The sequence below is a fragment of the Pseudomonas sp. Z18(2022) genome (assembly GCF_036346535.1).
GTDB classification, from domain to species: domain Bacteria; phylum Pseudomonadota; class Gammaproteobacteria; order Pseudomonadales; family Pseudomonadaceae; genus Aquipseudomonas; species Aquipseudomonas yamanorum_A.
In genome coordinates this window covers 110427-128853 of record NZ_JAOTOA010000015.1, presented here as the reverse complement: position 1 = coordinate 128853, position 18427 = coordinate 110427, and the positions used below count along the sequence as shown (strand labels likewise).

12 protein-coding genes are annotated in these 18427 nt (G+C 60.1%); 10 read left to right on the top strand and 2 right to left on the bottom strand.

Features of this window, described 5'->3' with window-relative positions; genetic code table 11:
- Window positions 1-22: 22 nt before the first annotated feature.
- The 10 genes from V3W39_RS24700 (at window position 23) to V3W39_RS24655 (ending at window position 15017) form a co-directional block, all read left to right on the top strand.
- On the top strand, window positions 23-1459 hold the full coding sequence (locus V3W39_RS24700) for a sigma-54-dependent transcriptional regulator (protein ID WP_010174370.1): 1437 nt from the start codon (window positions 23-25) through the stop codon (window positions 1457-1459).
- A 711-nt stretch (window positions 1460-2170) separates the two neighbouring features.
- A complete protein-coding gene (locus V3W39_RS24695; RefSeq protein ID WP_177042234.1) occupies window positions 2171-3577 on the top strand; it encodes a polynucleotide adenylyltransferase PcnB in 1407 nt (468 codons plus the stop codon).
- 4 nt (window positions 3578-3581) lie between these two features.
- Window positions 3582-4067, top strand: coding sequence for a 2-amino-4-hydroxy-6-hydroxymethyldihydropteridine diphosphokinase (gene folK / locus V3W39_RS24690; protein ID WP_330213498.1), 486 nt, complete (start codon window positions 3582-3584; stop codon window positions 4065-4067).
- A gap of 364 nt (window positions 4068-4431) precedes the next feature.
- The gene (gene panB, locus V3W39_RS24685; protein WP_330213497.1) at window positions 4432-5232 is read left to right on the top strand and encodes a 3-methyl-2-oxobutanoate hydroxymethyltransferase; all 801 of its coding nucleotides are present in this window, start codon (window positions 4432-4434) and stop codon (window positions 5230-5232) included.
- Window positions 5229-6080, top strand: coding sequence for a pantoate--beta-alanine ligase (panC, locus tag V3W39_RS24680; RefSeq protein WP_330213496.1), 852 nt, complete (start codon window positions 5229-5231; stop codon window positions 6078-6080). The genes panB and panC overlap by 4 nt, the downstream gene beginning before the upstream one ends.
- 224 nt (window positions 6081-6304) lie before the next feature.
- Complete coding sequence (gene pgi, locus V3W39_RS24675) at window positions 6305-7969, top strand: glucose-6-phosphate isomerase (RefSeq protein ID WP_177042225.1); 1665 nt, start codon at window positions 6305-6307, stop codon at window positions 7967-7969.
- Window positions 7970-8095: 126 nt separating this feature from the next.
- On the top strand, window positions 8096-10033 hold the full coding sequence (acs, locus tag V3W39_RS24670) for an acetate--CoA ligase (protein WP_330213495.1): 1938 nt from the start codon (window positions 8096-8098) through the stop codon (window positions 10031-10033).
- Between the two features lie 6 nt (window positions 10034-10039).
- Window positions 10040-10915: an oxygenase MpaB family protein gene (locus V3W39_RS24665; protein ID WP_294736250.1), complete on the top strand. Its 876-nt coding sequence runs from the start codon at window positions 10040-10042 to the stop codon at window positions 10913-10915.
- Window positions 10916-10958: 43 nt separating this feature from the next.
- A complete protein-coding gene (locus V3W39_RS24660; protein ID WP_330213494.1) occupies window positions 10959-11975 on the top strand; it encodes a class I SAM-dependent rRNA methyltransferase in 1017 nt (338 codons plus the stop codon).
- A 108-nt stretch (window positions 11976-12083) separates the two neighbouring features.
- Complete coding sequence (locus tag V3W39_RS24655; protein WP_330213493.1) at window positions 12084-15017, top strand: DUF748 domain-containing protein; 2934 nt, start codon at window positions 12084-12086, stop codon at window positions 15015-15017.
- A gap of 275 nt (window positions 15018-15292) precedes the next feature.
- On the opposite strand, the gene V3W39_RS24650 is transcribed toward V3W39_RS24655, so the two are convergent.
- A complete protein-coding gene (locus tag V3W39_RS24650; RefSeq protein WP_177042215.1) occupies window positions 15293-15913 on the bottom strand; it encodes a BON domain-containing protein in 621 nt (206 codons plus the stop codon).
- Between the two features lie 296 nt (window positions 15914-16209).
- Window positions 16210-18315 (bottom strand): polyribonucleotide nucleotidyltransferase, encoded by a 2106-nt coding sequence (pnp, locus tag V3W39_RS24645; RefSeq protein WP_177042213.1) that lies wholly within the window; start codon window positions 18313-18315, stop codon window positions 16210-16212.
- Window positions 18316-18427 lie beyond the last annotated feature (112 nt).

Genomic DNA, 18427 nt, shown 5'->3' with positions numbered 1-18427 from the left:
GACCGTCGAGAGAGTTGAATCAATGCCGCACATTTTGATCGTCGAAGACGAAACCATTATCCGCTCTGCCTTGCGTCGCCTGCTTGAACGTAATCAGTACCAGGTCAGCGAAGCCGGCTCGGTGCAGGAAGCCCAAGAGCGTTTCAGCATTCCCACGTTCGACCTGATCGTCAGTGACCTACGTTTGCCGGGCGCCCCTGGCACCGAGTTGATCAAACTCGGCCAAGGCACCCCGGTGCTGATCATGACCAGCTACGCCAGCCTGCGTTCTGCTGTGGATTCGATGAAGATGGGCGCGGTGGACTACATCGCCAAGCCTTTCGACCACGACGAAATGCTCCAGGCCGTGGCCCGTATCCTGCGTGACCGCCAATCCGCCAGCAGCGCACCGGCTGAGCGCCCGGCAGCGGGCAAGGCCGTCAACGGTGCTGAAAAGCCCGGCGTTGATAACAGTAATGGCGAAATCGGCATCATCGGCTCCTGCCCACCGATGCAGGACCTGTACAGCAAGATCCGCAAAGTGGCGCCAACCGACTCCAATGTATTGATCCAGGGCGAGTCGGGTACCGGTAAAGAACTGGTGGCCCGCGCCCTGCACAACCTGTCCAAGCGCGCCAAGGCACCGATGATCTCGGTGAACTGTGCGGCGATCCCGGAATCCCTGATCGAATCCGAATTGTTCGGCCATGAAAAAGGTGCCTTTACCGGCGCCAGCGCTGGCCGCGCGGGTTTGGTTGAAGCCGCCGACGGCGGCACGCTGTTCCTCGACGAGATTGGCGAACTGCCGCTGGAAGCCCAGGCACGCTTGCTGCGGGTACTCCAGGAAGGTGAAATCCGCCGCGTCGGCTCGGTTCAGTCGCAGAAGGTCGACGTACGACTGATCGCGGCCACACACCGTGACCTGAAAAGCCTGGCCAAGATCGGCCAGTTCCGTGAAGACCTTTATTACCGCCTGCACGTGATCGCACTCAAACTGCCGGCCCTGCGTGAACGCGGCGCCGACGTCAACGAGATCGCCACCGCCTTCCTGGCGCGCCAGAGTGCGCGCATCAACCGAACCGACCTGAAGTTTGCCGCCGATGCCGAACAGGCTATCCGCCACTACTCCTGGCCCGGTAACGTGCGGGAGCTGGAGAACGCGGTGGAACGTGCAGTGATTCTGTCGGAGAGCCCGGAAATTTCCGCCGAGCTGTTGGGGATCGATATCGAACTCAGCGACCTGGATGACGACGACTTCATCGGCCTGCCGCCGCAGCAGGGTGGCAGTAACAACAGCCACGAGCCGACGGAAGATTTGTCACTGGAAGATTACTTCCAGCATTTCGTCCTCGAGCACCAGGACCACATGACCGAGACCGAACTGGCGCGCAAACTGGGCGTCAGCCGTAAATGCCTATGGGAACGGCGCCAGCGCCTGGGTATCCCGCGGCGTAAAACCGGGGTTGCCAGCGAAAGCTGAGTGGGTCGCCCCCACAGGTAACACCCTCAGATGTGAAAAAACTGTTACCGCTGATTTTTCACGTAACAAAAGCCGGGGCTTACGGTAACGAAGCCCCGGCTTTTTTTCGCCTTCAAAAAAGCCGAAAACGCCTCGAACCCCTTATTTTGCTGGGCCTCGCAAAAGTTGGCACGCACCCTGCTATATGCTTAGTACAAAAACAATAACAAGCAAATGTACAAGACAATAAAAATAAGACGAATCGACTCACGCATAACAAAAACAACACGGCGGAGGCGCAGCTAACTGATTCTTTTGGAGAGGCGTTGCATTTGGGGCTTGCCCCGCAACCAGGCCGAGAACAACAAAAACTGCCCTAAGGCAGAGCCTGAACTGGTTGGATCGTAGATCAGCAACACAGCGACCAAAGCAATCCGTTTGCTCTTGGCTCCCGATTGGGAGTGTCATGAAGGTGAAGCTTCATGGCGAGGGCGATCAACAAAAACAAGAAGCCCGAAACCAATAATAAAAATAGAGCACGCAACTACTTCTGGGGGAGCTTCGGCTCCCCTTGTAGTTTCCGCGATTTGGCGCTTGCCACCCTTCTTTTAAGCTTCTGGCTCAAGCCTTGCAGCTAGTTCCTACACCATCCCCTGACTAAATGCTAGAATCCCCGCCCATCATGCGGTCATTCTTCGTTATGGCCGAACATTCCTTCAAACAGTGCATCCCATGCTGAAGAAGTTGTTCCAGTCATTCCGTTCTCCCTTGCGTCGTACGCAACACAAACGCAGCACGCCTGAAGTGCTCAACAGCAGCCAGCATTCGCTGCAACGCGCCCAGTTCAGCCGTTATGCGGTGAACATCGTCGAACGTTTGCAGAACGCCGGCTACCAGGCTTACCTGGTTGGCGGTTGCGTGCGCGACATGCTGCTCAATATCACTCCCAAGGATTTCGACGTCGCCACCAGCGCCACGCCGGAACAGGTGCGTGCCGAATTCCGCAATGCGCGGATCATCGGCCGGCGCTTCAAGTTGGTGCATATCCACTTTGGTCGCGAGATCATCGAGGTCGCGACCTTCCGCGCCAACCACCCGCAAAACGATGAAGAAGAAGACACTAACCAGTCTTCCCGCAATGAAAGCGGACGCATCCTGCGGGACAATGTCTACGGCACGCTGGAAGAAGACGCGCAACGCCGCGACTTCACCATCAATGCCTTGTATTACGACCCGGTCAGCGAGCGCATTCTCGATTACGCCAATGGCGTACACGACATCCGCAACAACCTGCTGCGCCTGATCGGCGACCCGACGCAACGCTACCAGGAAGACCCGGTGCGCATGCTGCGGGCGGTGCGTTTTGCCGCGAAGCTGAACTTCGGGATCGAGAAGCACACGGCCGCGCCGATTCGCGACCTGGCACCGATGCTGCGGGAAATCCCCTCGGCCCGGTTGTTCGAAGAGGTGCTCAAGCTGTTCCTCTCCGGTTATGCCGCCGACACCTTCGAAATGCTGGTAGACCTGCAGTTGTTCGACCCATTGTTCCCGGCCAGCGCCGAAGCACTGGAGTACAACCCGACCTACACCCACACGCTGATCAGTGAAGCCTTGATCAACACCGACCTGCGCATCAAGCAGAACAAACCGGTCACCCCGGCGTTCCTGTTTGCCGCCCTGTTGTGGCCAGCGCTGCCAAAACGTGTGATGCGCCTGCAAGACCGTGGCATGCCGGCGATTCCGGCCATGCAGGAAGCGGCTCACGAGCTGATCGCCGAGCAATGCCAGCGCATCGCCATTCCGAAACGCTTCACCATGCCGATCCGCGAGATCTGGGACATGCAGGAGCGCCTGCCACGCCGCAGCGGCAAACGCGCCGACCTGCTGCTGGACAACCCACGCTTCCGTGCCGGCTACGACTTCCTGTTGCTGCGCGAAAGCGCCGGCGAACAAACCGATGGCCTGGGCGAATGGTGGACCGACTACCAGGACGCCAACGACAGCCAGCGCCGCGAGATGATCAAAGAGCTCGGCAGCAAGGGCGAAGCCGCCGGTGATGGCCCGAAAAAACGTCGCCGCAGCAGTGGCAGCAAGCGCAAACGCAGCGCTGGCGATGCCTCGAGCGCCTCTGGCGAGTAAGCCCGTGGAACGTATCTACATCGGCCTGGGCAGCAACCTGGCGGCCCCTGAACAACAATTGCGCCATGCCGTCGAGGCCTTGGCGCAATTGCCGAACACCACGCTGGCGGGCGTCTCTGCCTTCTATCAAAGTGATTCCCTGCTCCCGGGCCAACCGCGTTACACCAATGCGGTCGCGGCCCTGGACAGCGCCCTCGCGCCGCTGGAACTGCTCGATGCGCTGCAAGCCATCGAGAATGACCAGGGCCGCGAGCGCCTTGAACGCTGGGGCCCGCGCACCCTGGACCTGGACATCCTGGTATTCGGCGACCGGCTGATCGATGAGCCGCGCCTGACGGTGCCGCACTATCAAATGCACCTGCGGGCATTCGTGCTTTACCCGCTGGCAGAACTGGCCCCCGCCGGCCTGCAACTGGCCGATGGCCGCCTGCTGAGTGAGCTGCTGGACGCCTGCCCGTTTGTCGGCCTGGAACGCCTGCCGGAGGCCTGACACGATCATGTGGGAGCTGGCTTGCCTGCGATGCAGTCGACCCGGTGCATCAGGTATGTCGCGGTGATGCAATCGCAGGCAAGCCAGCTCCCACAGTGATCTGCGGCGCCTTTGAATACACCGGTGGACCTGCTGAATCGCATCAGTAACAGCGGTAACACCCCGGCCGTAACAATGCGGTAACACATCCAATTGACTTCCAGAGTTCTCCTCACGACTATAGGCGTCCCGCTGCCGCCTACCCGGCGCTAAAGGGCGCAATCCAGGCCTTATAAGCACTGATCCTTAAGAAAGTGCGCCTGTATAAACGAAGACTCACGCGCGTTACTCGCTGTTTCCAAGCGCCTGAATGAGGACCCTTTTCATGCCAAACGTTACCCTTAGCACCTTGCAGAGCCTCAAGCTCAAAGGTGAAAAAATCACCATGCTGACCAGCTACGACGCCACTTTTGCCCAGGCCAGTTGCCAGGCTGGCGTTGAAGTGCTGCTGGTGGGGGACTCCCTGGGAATGGTCCTGCAAGGGAATGACAGCACCCTGCCCGTGACCACCGAAGACATCGCCTACCACACCGCCTGCGTCAAACGCGGTAACGAGGGCGCGTTCATCATTGCCGACCTGCCCTTCATGGCCGATGCCACCATCGAACAGACCCTGACCAACAGCGCCAAGCTGATGCGGGCCGGTGCGCACATGGTCAAGGTTGAAGGTGCGGCGTGGCTCGCCGAGTCGATCCGTTTGCTGGCCGAACGCGGCGTGCCGGTTTGCGCACACATGGGCCTGACGCCGCAGTCGGTCAACATCCTCGGCGGCTACAAGGTACAAGGCCGCGGCGAAGCCCAGGCACGCCAGATGCGCGCCGATGCCATCGCCCTTGAGCAGGCCGGCGCGTGCATGATTTTGCTGGAGTGCGTGCCGAGCGAATTGGCAGCGGAAATCACCCAGGCGGTCAAGGTACCGGTGATCGGTATCGGCGCAGGCGCTGACACCGACGGCCAGGTTCTGGTAGTGCACGACATGCTGGGCCTGTCCCTCACCGGCCGCGTACCCAAGTTCGTGAAAAACTTCATGACGGGCCAGGACAGCATCCAATCGGCCATCGCCGCCTATGTCAGCGAAGTCAAAGCCGTCACCTTCCCGGGCGCCGAACACGGATTCTCTGCATGAACACCGTCAAAACCGTGCGCGAACTGCGCGCCGCCGTCGCCCATGCCCGCAGCGCGGGCAAACGCATCGGCTTTGTGCCCACCATGGGCAACCTGCACAGCGGCCATGCGACGCTGGTGACCAAAGCCGCGCAACAAGCGGACTTCGTGGTGGCGAGCATTTTCGTCAACCCGCTGCAATTCGGCGCCGGCGAAGACCTGGACAAATACCCACGCACCCTCGCGGCCGACCAGGAGAAACTGCTGCAGGCCGGCTGCAACCTGCTGTTCGCCCCGACCGTCGACGAGATGTACCCCGACGGCATGGCCGGCCAGACGCGCGTCAGCGTGCCGCAACTGTCCGAAGGCCTGTGCGGCGCCAGCCGTCCCGGGCATTTTGAAGGCGTGGCCACGGTGGTCAGCAAGCTGTTCAACATGGTCCAGCCGGACCTGGCGATCTTTGGCCAGAAGGACTACCAGCAACTGGCGGTGATTCGCGCCATGGTTCATGACCTGAACATGCCGATCCAGATTATCGGCGAGCCGACCGTACGCGCCGACGATGGCCTCGCGCTGTCGTCGCGCAACGGTTACCTCACCGAGGAGCAGCGCGCCATCGCACCGGTGCTGTACCGTAGCCTCAGCCAGATTGCCGCGGCGATTGAAGCAGGTGACCGCGACTTCGCCAAACTGCGTGCCGTGCAGGTGCAGCAGATCGAAGCTGCAGGTTTTCGCATGGACTACCTGGAGGTCCGCCAGGGCCTGCACCTGCGCCCGGCCACCGCTGACGACAAGGATGTAGTGATTCTGGTCGCCGCCTACCTGGGCGCCACCCGGCTCATCGACAACCTGCATTTGCACCTGAACTGACCCCGCGACACACCCCGCCTGTTGCACTGCCTGATCGGCCGGTATAAAAAAGTACCGGCCACAGCGCAGACAAAGCCAAGACAGATCGACACGCTAGGTTTAATGTATTCGCCCTACGCTATTGGTTGGCGTCGACCGGAGCCTGTCATCTTCACAAAGACAGGACATTCCCGGCTTTGAAGTGTCCTACAGCAGTCCCAGCAATAAAAAGGAAACCCGCAGCGATGGCGTACTACCGCACTCCTCATGACGTTACCGCTCTGCCCGCCTGGCAAGCGCTCAATCAACATCGCCAAGCCATGCAGGATTTCAGCATGCGCGAAGCCTTTAATGCCGACCCCCAGCGCTTTACCGAATTCACCTTGAGCAGCTGCGGGCTTTTCCTCGATTACTCGAAAAACCTGATCACCCGCGAAACCCGCGACCTGCTGGTGGGCCTGGCCAAGGAAGTCGACCTTCAGGGCGCGATCAAGTCGCTGTTCAACGGCGAGCCGGTCAACTCTTCCGAAGGCCGCCCGGCGCTGCACACCGCGCTGCGTCGCCCGGTGGGTGACAAGCTGTCGGTCAACGGCGTGAACATCATGCCGGACGTGCACAAGGTGCTGAACCAGATCACTGACCTGGTCGGCCGCATCCACGACGGCCTGTGGCGTGGCTACACCGAGAAGCCGATCACCGACGTGGTGAACATCGGTATCGGTGGCTCGTTCCTCGGCCCGGAGCTGGTCTCCGAAGCGCTGTTGTCCTACGCCCACAAAGGCGTGCGCTGCCATTACCTGGCGAACATCGACGGCAGCGAGTTCCACGAGCTGACCATGAAGCTGCGCGCCGAGACCACGCTGTTCATCGTCTCGTCGAAATCCTTCAACACCCTCGAAACCCTGAAAAACGCCCAGGCCGCCCGCGCCTGGTACCTGGCCCAGGGTGGTTCGGAGGCCGAGCTGTATCGCCACTTCATCGCCGTATCGAGTAACAACGCGGCCGCCGTGGCCTTCGGTATCCGCGAAGAAAACATCTTCCCGATGTGGGACTGGGTCGGCGGTCGTTACTCGCTGTGGTCGGCCATCGGCTTGCCGATCGCGCTGGCCATCGGCATGTCCAACTTCAAGGAGCTGTTGTCCGGTGCCTACACCATGGACCAGCACTTCCAGACCGCACCGTTCGAAGCGAACATGCCGGTGCTGCTGGGCCTGCTGGGCGTGTGGTACGGCAACTTCTGGGGCGCGCAGAGCCACGCGATCCTGCCGTACGACCACTACCTGCGTAACATCACCAAGCACTTGCAACAGCTGGACATGGAATCCAACGGCAAGAGCGTGCGCCAGGACGGTACGCCGGTTTCCACCGACACCGGCCCGGTTATCTGGGGCGGCGTAGGCTGCAACGGCCAGCACGCTTACCACCAGCTGCTGCACCAGGGCACCCAACTGATCCCGGCCGACTTCATCGTGCCGATCGTCAGCTTCAACCCGGTCTCCGACCACCATCAGTGGCTGTACGCCAACTGCCTGTCCCAGAGCCAGGCACTGATGCTCGGCAAGACCCGCGCCGAAGCTGAAGCTGAACTGCGCGACAAAGGCATGGCCGAAGCTGAAGTAGAGAAGCTGGCGCCGCACAAGGTGATCCCGGGCAACCGTCCGAGCAACACCATTGTGGTTGAGCGCATCAGCCCTCGCCGTCTCGGCGCGCTGGTGGCCATGTATGAGCACAAAGTGTTCGTGCAGAGCGTCATCTGGGGTATCAACGCCTTCGACCAATGGGGCGTGGAGCTGGGCAAGGAGCTGGGCAAAGGCGTCTACAACCGCCTGACCGGCACTGAAGAACAGCCTGCGGACGATGCGTCCACCCAGGGGTTGATCAACTACTTCCGCGGCCGTCACCGCGGTTGATGGTATCAGCACTACAATGAGGGTCTGAACCTGCGGGAGCGGACCCTTGTAGGAGCTGGCTTGCCAGCTCCTACGAGGGTCGCAAAGCTCCCCTCTTGTCGCAAAAAACAAGAATAAGGATCCCTCATGTTCGATATCAGCACGTTCCCCACCGCCGATGCCGTCCGCCGGGCTGCGCAACTCAGTCAAGAGGACTACCAGCGCCTCTACCGCCAATCCGTCGAGCAACCCGACACCTTCTGGGCCGAGCAGGCCAAGCGCTTTCTCGACTGGACCACGCCTTGGCAGACCGTCCAAAAGTCCGACATCAAGACCGGCGCCGCCCAATGGTTTGCCGGAGGCCAACTGAACGTCAGCTACAACTGCATCGACCGTCACCTGGCGCAACGCGCCGATCAGCCGGCCTTCATCTGGGAGGGCGATGACCCTGCGACATCCTCCAAAATCACCTACCGCCAACTCCACCAAAACGTCAGCCGCCTGGCCAATGTGCTGAAAAGCCGTGGCGTGAAGAAAGGCGACCGGGTGTGCATCTACATGCCGATGATTCCCGAAGCGGCCTACGCAATGCTGGCCTGCACGCGGATCGGCGCGGTGCATTCGGTGGTGTTTGGTGGCTTCTCGCCAGACGCCCTGCGCGACCGCATTCTCGACGCCGATTGCCGCACGGTGATCACCGCCGATGAAGGCGTGCGCGGTGGCAAGCCGGTGGCGTTGAAACAGAATGTCGACAAGGCCCTGGCCAGTTGCCCGGGCGTCAGCACGGTGCTGGTGGTACAGCGCACCGGCGCGACGGTCAATTGGACCGAAGGCCGCGACCTCAAGTATCAACAAGCCCTGGACGCGGTCAGCGACGACTGCCCGCCCGAGCCGATGGACGCGGAAGACCCGCTGTTTATCCTCTATACCTCCGGCAGTACCGGCAAACCCAAAGGCGTGCTGCACACCACCGGTGGCTACCTGCTGCAAGCCGCGATGACCTTCAAGTACGTGCTCGATTACCGCGACGGCGAAGTGTTCTGGTGCACCGCCGATGTCGGTTGGGTGACCGGCCACAGCTACATCGTCTATGGCCCGCTGGCCAATGGCGCGACCTCGCTGATGTTCGAAGGCGTGCCGAGCTACCCTGACAGCTCACGGTTCTGGCAGGTGATCGACAAGCATCAGGTCAATATCTTCTACACCGCGCCCACCGCCTTGCGCGCGCTGATGCGGGAAGGCCACGGCCCGCTGGAAAACACCTCCCGCGCCAGCCTGCGCCTGCTCGGCAGCGTCGGCGAGCCGATCAACCCGGAAGCCTGGGACTGGTACTTCAACGCGGTCGGCGAACAACGCTGCCCGATTGTCGACACCTGGTGGCAGACCGAAACCGGCGGCATCATGCTCAGCCCGCTGGTCAGCGCCCAGCGCATCAAACCCGGCTGCGCCACCCAACCAATGTTTGGCGTGGTACCGGTGCTGCTCGATGAGCAAGGCAAGGAAATCATCGGCGCCGGCAGCGGCGTGCTGGCGATCAAATCGAGCTGGCCGGGGCAGATCCGCAGCGTGTACGGCGACCCGCAGCGGATGATCGACACCTATTTCAAACCCTACCCCGGCTACTACTTCACTGGCGACGGCGCGCGGCGTGACGAGGACGGCGACTACTGGATCACCGGGCGCATCGATGACGTGATCAACGTGTCCGGGCACCGTATCGGCACCGCCGAGGTGGAAAGCGCGCTGGTGCTGCATGACCAGGTCGCCGAGGCCGCAGTGGTGGGCTACCCCCACGACCTCAAGGGCCAGGGCATCTATGCCTTCGTCACGCCCATGAATGGCGTCGAACCCGACGATGCGCTGAAAAAGCACCTGCTGGACCTGGTGAGCAAGGAAATCGGCAGCTTCGCCAAGCCCGAACTGATTCAATGGGCGCCGGCCTTGCCGAAAACCCGCTCAGGCAAGATCATGCGACGGATTTTGCGCAAGATTGCCTGCAACGAACTGGACAGCCTGGGGGATACGTCCACTCTCGCCGACCCGAGCGTAGTGGACGGCCTGATCGACAAGCGCCTCAACCGATAGGAACCCATGGAATTCATTCGCAGCCGCATCGAAAACCAGCTGATGAGCCTGACCGGCTTGTCGCTGGGCCAACTCGACCTGGAAAACCCCAAGGGTGATCCAGGTCTCTTCGGGCCGAACTCGGTGAGCTGGAAGGTCCATGGCGACTTCAGCAGCATGTTGATTGGCGGCATCAGCGCCTTGATGCTGCAGGCATTGCACCCGCTGGCGCTGGCCGGCGTGTGGGACCACTCGAACTTTCGGCAGGACATGCTGGGGCGTTTACGGCGCACCTCGCAGTTTATTTCCGGCACCACATTCGGTTCGCGGCGGGACGCCGAATGGCTGATCGAGAAAGTGCGCACCATTCACTTGCAAGTGGTCGGCCATGCACCGGACGGCCGGCCCTACGCCGCCAGCGACCCCGAACTGTTGACCTGGGTGCATGTGGCGGAGGTCAGCAACTTTCTCGCGGCCCACCTGCGTTATCGCAACCCGGATTTATCCCCAAGGGATCAAGACCGGTACTACAGCGAAATCGCCTTGGTGGCCGAGCAACTGGGCGCGCGGCATGTCCCGCGGTCACGCCAGGAAATTTCCGATTACCTTGAGCGTATTCGCCCGCAACTGCTGTGTGACGGACGCAGCCACGAGGTCCTGCGCCTGCTGCTCAATGCGCCATCCCCGAGCACCTTGGCCAAGCCGTTCGGCGCGCTGATGATGCAGGCCGGCATCGACCTGCTGCCGGACTGGGCCAGCGACATGCTTGGGCAGAAGCAAAGCCCGATGCAACGCCAGATGATCCGTGCAGGAGTCAAGCGCAGCGCGCCCTTGCTGCGTTGGGCCATGCGCAATGGTTCGGTGCAACGGGCCCACAGGCGAATGGGCCTGCTGGAGCCATAACTGTTAAACTCCCGCGCCCCAATGACCCTGCAAGGCGCGCGTTATGTCTTCCTTGAATCAGGCGCTGCGCGCCGCCCTCGATCATCGCCAGGACTTGCTTGCCGAGTTGCATGCCCAAGGCACCGACTGCTATCGCCTGTTCCACGGCAGCCAGGAAGGCGCCGGCGGCCTGACTATCGACCGTTATGGCCCGCAACTGCTGGTGCAAAGCTTTCACCAGTCACTGGAAAGTGACGATCTGTTGCACCTGCACCAGGCGATCAACCAGCAACTGGGGTTGGAGTTGCTGCTGGTCTACAACGACCGCTCCCGGGGCAACTCGCGCATCGACCGTGAAGACACGGTGTACCGCGCGGAACCTGCGGCCCTGGAAGACCTGATCGGCCATGAATGGGGCCTCAATTACCGCGTGCGCGGTCGGCATGCCGGGCAAGACCCATTGTTGTTCCTCGACCTGCGCAACACCCGCAGCTGGGTCAAGGCCCACAGCGCCGGCAAAAGCGTGCTGAACCTGTTTGCCTACACCTGCGGCGTTGGCCTGAGCGCCGCTGCCGGTGGCGCCCGCGAGGTGTGCAACCTGGACTTCGCCGAAGGCAACCTGGCGGTGGGGCGTGAAAACGGTCAGCTCAATCCGCAATTGCCGACGATGGAATTCGTGCAGTCGGACTATTTCCCGGCAATCCGCCAGTTGGCCGGCCTGCCTATCAGCCAGCGGCGCGGGCAGAAACTGCCGAGTTATCCGCGCCTGGATCCACGCCAATACGACCTCGTGCTGCTCGACCCGCCCGCCTGGGCCAAGAGCGCCTTCGGCACCGTCGACCTGCTGCGCGATTACCAGAGCCTGCTCAAGCCTGCGCTGCTGGCCACTGCCGATGACGGCGTGCTGATCTGCTGCAACAACCTGGCAAAAGTCAGCATGGAAGACTGGCGCGACCAGGTCCTGCGCTGCGCCGAAAAGGCCGGCCGCCCGGTGCGCGACTGGCAGGTCATGACACCCGGCGCAGACTTCCCGTCACAAGACCAGCAGCCACCACTGAAGACCCTGATCCTGCAGCTGTAAGACTTGTCCTAAAAGGTCCCGGGCGCAGTAATAAAGGCCCGGTTCTTCGGAACCGTAAACCCGTGCCATACTCCAAGGCACTCTTGAACGACATAGATGGCGTCACATATGCCCAAAGGATTGATTCGCGCCGCTGGCGCCTTGCTGACCGCCCTTGCCCTGTACAGCTTGCTGGGCTTCCTTATTCTCCCGGGTATTGCCCTTCGCGTGGCCAACCAACAGTTGGCCAATTACGCCACTGTGCCAGCGCATATCCAGCGTATCGAGCTCAACCCGTTCAGCCTCGAATTGACCGTGTGGGGCCTGAATATCGGTGAGCCCGGCAAGGAGCAAGTGGCCTTTGAACGCCTCTATGCCAACCTGCAGGTCGACAGCCTGTGGACCCGCGCCCTGCACCTCGCTGATGTACAACTCGACAAGCCGAAGACCGAACTGTTGTTCGACAAATCCGGCCAGCTCAACCTGGCACAGCTGTTCAAATTGCCGGCCAGCGAACCGACGCCAACCGATCCGAACGCCAAACCATTCCCGCTGCGTATCGACAGCATCAAGCTGGCGGGCGGCTATGTGCACTTCCAGGATTTGCGCCCTAGCGAGCCGATCGAGTTTCTCTACGACAAACTCGATTTCGAGCTGAAAAACCTCAGCACGCTGCCCGATGACAACGCCGATATGACCTTGGTGGCCGCTGGCCCTGAAGGTGGCCAGATCGATTGGACCGGCAACTTCAGCCTTATTCCGATTGCCTCCGAAGGCAAACTCAAGGTTACCGACGGCAAGATGAAAGTCTGGTGGCCGTATGTGCGTGACGCGGTACCACTGGTCCTGGAAGACGGGGTTCTCAACTTCAGCACCGACTACAAGCTGAGCCTGGCCAAGGAAACCGAGCTGAACCTGACCAACGTCGCCCTGAGTGTCGCGCCGTTTGCGATCAAGGCACCGGATGGTCGCCAACTGGCCCGTCTGGAGCGCCTGGACGTCAGCGAGACCACGGTCGACCTGGCCAAGCAACAGGTGATCGTCGGCAAGATTCGCAGCAACAAGCTCGAAACCTGGGCGGCCCTTGAGGCCGATGGCCAACTGGATTGGCAGAAGCTGTTTGCCAGCCAGCCTGGCAAGCCTGCAACCGCACCCGAGCCGGCTACCGCTCCCGCCGCTGCTGATTCGCCAAAGCCTGCACCGGCAGCGCCAAGCAAACCTTGGCAAGTGCTGCTCAAGGACGTGCAATTGCGCAACTATCAAGTGCATCTGGCGGACCGCTCGGCCAAACCGGCAGTCGCCCTGGAAGTCGGCCCGCTTAACCTCGACCTGCAGGATTTCGACAGCCTCAACCAGAGCCCGTTTACGCTCAAACTCGATACCGGCGTGGGCAAACAAGGCAAGCTGCAGGCCACCGGCCAGGTCAACCTGAGCCCGGTCAGCGCCAAGTTGAAAGTGGATACCAAGGACATCGACCTGCGCGTCGCCCAGTCCTACATCAGCCCGTTTATCCGTCTGGAACTGCGAAGCGGCATGCTCGGCAGCAACCTCGACGTGAATCTGAAAAGCACCGAGCCCCTGGCGTTCCAGGTGACTGGCCGGGCACAGGTCGATCAGTTGCACACCCTGGACACCATGAAGACCCGCGACTTCCTGAAGTGGCAGCGGTTGGTGCTCGAAGGCGTGAATTATCAACATGGCGACAGCCTGTCGATCGACAAGGTCAACCTGCTCCAACCCTACGCACGTTTCATGATCAACGATGACCGCACCACCAACATCGATGACCTGCTGATTCCACAGCCGGCCAACAGCGCCAGCAAATCCGCCGCCAAACCTGCGGCCGGTAAAGAAAAGCCCTTGGGCATTCGTATTGGTCAAATTGCGATCAACGATGGTTCGGCCAACTTCGCCGACTTCAGCCTGACCCCGAACTTCGCCACCGCCATCCAGCAGCTCAACGGCCAGATCGGCACCATCGACAGTCGCCAGGCCAAGCCGGCAAGCGTCGACGTCAAGGGCAAGGTCGACCGCTATGCGCCGGTCACGATCAAGGGCAGCGTGAACCCGTTTGATCCGATGGCCGCGCTCGATATCGCCACCAGCTTCAAACGGGTCGAACTGACCACCCTGACGCCGTACTCGGGCAAATTCGCCGGCTTCCGCATCCGCAAGGGCCGGCTCAACCTGGACCTGCATTACGTCATCACCAAGGGTCAGTTGAAGGCCGAGAACAAGGTGGTGGTCGAACAACTGCAGTTGGGTGAAAAGGTCGACAGCGCAGACGCCGTGGACCTGCCGATTCGCCTGGCGATTGCCCTGCTCAAGGACTCCGACGGCAAGATCTCCATTGAGCTGCCGGTAACCGGTGACTTGAACAACCCGCAATTCAGCGTGATGCCAATTGTCTGGCAGACCCTGCGCAACCTGGTGGTACGTGCGGCCACAGCGCCGTTCAAGTTTATTGGCGGCCTGATTAGCGGTGGCGGTGCCCAGGACCTGGGCAACGTGTCATTCGCTGCAGGTTCCAGCGAGCTGAGCAAGGACTCCCAGTCGGCCCTGGACAGCCTGTCCAAAGCCCTCAAGGAGCGCCCTGCCCTGCGCCTGGAAATCGAAGGCACTGCCGCTGCCAGCAGTGACGGCCCGCTTTTGGCCGCACAACGGCTGGAACGTGAATACCAGTACAACTACTACAAGATCCTTCAGCGCCGTGGCGATAAAGTCCCGGCACAGGCGTCGCTGCTTGAAGTCCCGGAGAAGGAAAAGGCGCCGTTGCTGGAAGGCATCTACCGCACCCGCTTGAAACTGCAGCCACCGCCCGAGTGGAAAAACCTGAGCAGCGATGAGCGCACAGCCAAGCTGCGGGACGGTGTGATCAAGTTCTGGAGTGGCAGCGACGTGCTGCTACGCCAACTGGGCCAGGACCGCGCCAGCGCGATCAAGGACTACTTGGTGGACAAAGGCCAGCTGGAAGATGACCGGGTTTACTTTATCGATGCAAACCTGGGTGAAGCCGAGAAAGATGGTCGGGTGGTGACACCGATGCATCTGGATGCCGAGTAACTCAAACGATGGAGATCCGCTGTAGGAGCGAGCTTGCTCGCGAAGGACGTCAACGATAACGCGTTCCTTCTGAGTTATCGTGTCGTCCTCAGGCTTTTCGCGAGCAAGCTCGCTCCTACAATTTCCCCCCGCAATAGAACAGGCCCCGGCACAAGTGCCGGGGCCTGTAATGGCCACATCCGTGTGGCCGGTCGCATGAACCTGTGAGGTGCATTGAGCGGATATCTAGACTCGCTCGTGGCCGCCTCCGCCTAGTTCAGGCGATTCGTTAAGCGTTACTCTGCTTTCAGGCCATCGGCCGATACAGCTTTAACGCCTTTGATTTTCTTGGTGATATTCACCGCGGTAGTTTTCTGAGCTTCAGTGACCGCTGCGGTCGAAGACAGGGAAACTACGCCTTTGTTGGTTTCGACTTTGATGTCGGTGCCAGGAATACCTTTCTCGGTTACCAGGTCAGCTTTCACCTTGGTGGTAATCCAGGTATCGGAAGTAGTTTCTTTAGCGCCAGCAGCTGCGCTTTTGGTTTTGTCGACGTTGTCAGCCTTGGTCGCGCCGCCAGCCATCAGGCCGTCAGCCGAAACTGCGGTTACACCTTTGATTTTCTTGGTGATCGCTACAGCAGTGGCTTTCTGCGCGTCGGAGATAGCAACTGTGGAGGACAGGGAAACCACACCTTTGTTGGTTTCAACCTTGATGTCCGAACCAGGAATGCCTTTCTCGGTCAGCAAGTCGGATTTAACTTTGGTGGTGATCCAAGTATCCGAAACGCTTTCTTTAGCCTTGGTGGCTTCACCAGCCGCCAGTGTCATTGGGGCTTGGGAAGTCTGAGCAAAGGCCACGTTAGCACCCATGGCCAGGGTCAGAGCGGTAGCAGTAGCGAGAGCGAACTTCTTCATACGAGTAACTCCTGTTTTATTAAAAGTCTGCAGTGTGTGAACCTTGATGCTGCAGCGTTAACAGGGTTATTGCAGGCAGTGTGCCAAGTCTCACATCAAAACTAACCCCTTATAAAACAACAACTTATAAAACAGGCCCATTTTCGAAATCGTGCAACTTGCATGAAGTCGATCGTGCCTGCATGCAAGTTGCGGCTTTGAGATTTTAGTAAGCACCTGATTTTCCGGCACTTTCCCGCAGGCATAAAAAAAGGACTCCGAAGAGTCCCTTTTTTCAGCTGGCAGCGACGGGGTGATTAAACGCCCGAAGCCTTGGCTGCTGCTACGTCCTTGATGGACAGCTTGATACGGCCGCGGTTGTCCACGTCCAGTACCAGCACTTCCACTTCCTGGCCTTCTTTCAGGATGTCGGTCACTTTCTCAACGCGAGCGTCGCTCAGCATGGAGATGTGAACCAGACCGTCCTTGCCTGGCAGGATGTTGACGAATGCGCCGAAGTCGACGATGCGCTCAACCTTACCGACGTAGATCTTGCCGATCTCGGCCTCAGCGGTGATACCCAGAACGCGCTGACGTGCCGCTTCAGCCGCTTCCTTGGTTTCGCCGAAGATCTTGATCGAGCCGTCGTCTTCGATGTCGATCGAAGCCTTGGTCTCTTCACAGATCGCACGAATGGTCGCGCCGCCTTTACCGATAACATCACGGATTTTATCGGTGTCGATTTTCATCGCGATCATGGTCGGAGCATTTTCCGACAGTTCGGTGCGGGACTGACCAATGATCTGGTTCATCTGGCCGAGGATATTCAGGCGCGCTTCCAGGGCTTGGCCCAGAGCGATTTCCATGATTTCTTCGGTGATGCCCTTGATCTTGATGTCCATCTGCAGCGCGGTAACACCTTTGGCGGTACCGGCTACCTTGAAGTCCATGTCGCCCAGGTGGTCTTCGTCACCCAGGATGTCGGTCAGGATGGCGAACTTCTCGCCTTCTTTAACCAGACCCATCGCGATACCGGCAACCGGTGCCTTCATCGGAACGCCGGCGTCCATCAGAGCCAGGGAAGCACCGCAGACCGAAGCCATGGAGCTGGAACCGTTGGACTCGGTGATTTCCGACACAACACGAATGGTGTACGGGAACACGTCGGCGGCAGGCAGCATGGCTGCAATCGAACGACGGGCCAGACGGCCGTGACCGATTTCGCGACGACCGGCACCACCCATGCGACCACACTCACCTACCGAGAACGGAGGGAAGTTGTAGTGCAGCATGAACGGGTCTTTTTTCTCGCCTTCCAGGGTGTCCAGCAGCTGTGCGTCACGGGCAGTACCCAGTGTTGCAACAACCAGGGCCTGGGTTTCGCCACGGGTGAACAGGGCCGAGCCGTGGGTTTTTGGCAGAACGCCGACTTCGATGTTCAGCGGACGTACGGTGCGGGTGTCGCGGCCGTCGATACGTGGCTTGCCGTTAACGATATTTTCGCGAACGGTGCGGTATTCGATTTCGCCGAAGGCTGCTTTGACTTCGCTGGAGGAAGGCTGGCCTTCTTCACCGGACAGCTTGGCAACAACCTGGTCCTTCAGTTCACCCAGGCGAGCGTAACGATCGGCCTTGATGGTGATGGTGTAGGCGTCGGAGATCGCAGCACCGAACTCGGAGCGGATATCGCCCAGCAGTGCGGTAGCTTCAGGCGCAGGAGCCCAGGTCCAGGTTGGCTTGGCAGCTTCAGCAGCCAGTTCTTTGACAGCGTTGATCACAACCTGGAACTCGTCGTGAGCAAACAGTACCGCGCCCAGCATCTGGTCTTCGGTCAGCTCTTTGGCTTCCGATTCAACCATCAACACGGCTTCCGAAGTACCGGCAACGACCATGTCCAGGCTCGAAGCTTTCTGTTGTTCGTAAGTCGGGTTCAGCAGGTAGCCGGTGCTTTCGTGGAAAGCAACGCGAGCTGCGCCGATCGGGCCATCGAAAGGAATACCGGAGATGGCCAGGGCAGCCGAGGTACCGATCATCGCAGCGATGTCCGGATCGGTCTTCTTGCTGGTGGAAACGACGGTGCAGACAACCTGCACTTCGTTCATGAAGCCTTCTGGGAACAGCGGACGGATCGGACGGTCGATCAGTCGGGAAGTCAGGGTTTCTTTCTCGGAAGGACGGCCTTCACGCTTGAAGAAACCACCAGGGATCTTACCGGCAGCGTAAGTCTTTTCCTGGTAGTGAACGGAAAGAGGGAAGAAGCCTTTGCTTGGGTCAGCGGTCTTGGCGCCTACAACGGTCACCAATACGGTGACGTCGTCGTCAACGGTGACCAGCACTGCGCCGGAGGCTTGACGGGCGATACGGCCTGTCTCGAGGGTAACGGTCGACTGACCGAACTGGAATTTTTTGATAACCGGGTTCACGGTGTCCTACCTTCTTTGTGGCTCTTGGGGAACTTGTCTTCTTGCGAAATTCTTGGGCAATGTCGGGAATCGGCCCAACGCCTGTCCAGGGTAAAACGTGTATCCAGATAAA

Coding starts and splice junctions, on each gene's coding strand:
- V3W39_RS24650 (WP_177042215.1), bottom strand. CDS start 15,913: ATGAAGAAGTTCGCTCTCGCTACTGCTACCGCTCTGACCCTGGCCATG.
- V3W39_RS24660 (WP_330213494.1), top strand. CDS start 10,959: ATGTCTTCCTTGAATCAGGCGCTGCGCGCCGCCCTCGATCATCGCCAG.
- pgi (WP_177042225.1), top strand. CDS start 6,305: ATGGCGTACTACCGCACTCCTCATGACGTTACCGCTCTGCCCGCCTGG.
- panC (WP_330213496.1), top strand. CDS start 5,229: ATGAACACCGTCAAAACCGTGCGCGAACTGCGCGCCGCCGTCGCCCAT.
- V3W39_RS24700 (WP_010174370.1), top strand. CDS start 23: ATGCCGCACATTTTGATCGTCGAAGACGAAACCATTATCCGCTCTGCC.
- V3W39_RS24655 (WP_330213493.1), top strand. CDS start 12,084: ATGCCCAAAGGATTGATTCGCGCCGCTGGCGCCTTGCTGACCGCCCTT.
- acs (WP_330213495.1), top strand. CDS start 8,096: ATGTTCGATATCAGCACGTTCCCCACCGCCGATGCCGTCCGCCGGGCT.
- panB (WP_330213497.1), top strand. CDS start 4,432: ATGCCAAACGTTACCCTTAGCACCTTGCAGAGCCTCAAGCTCAAAGGT.
- V3W39_RS24665 (WP_294736250.1), top strand. CDS start 10,040: ATGGAATTCATTCGCAGCCGCATCGAAAACCAGCTGATGAGCCTGACC.
- V3W39_RS24695 (WP_177042234.1), top strand. CDS start 2,171: ATGCTGAAGAAGTTGTTCCAGTCATTCCGTTCTCCCTTGCGTCGTACG.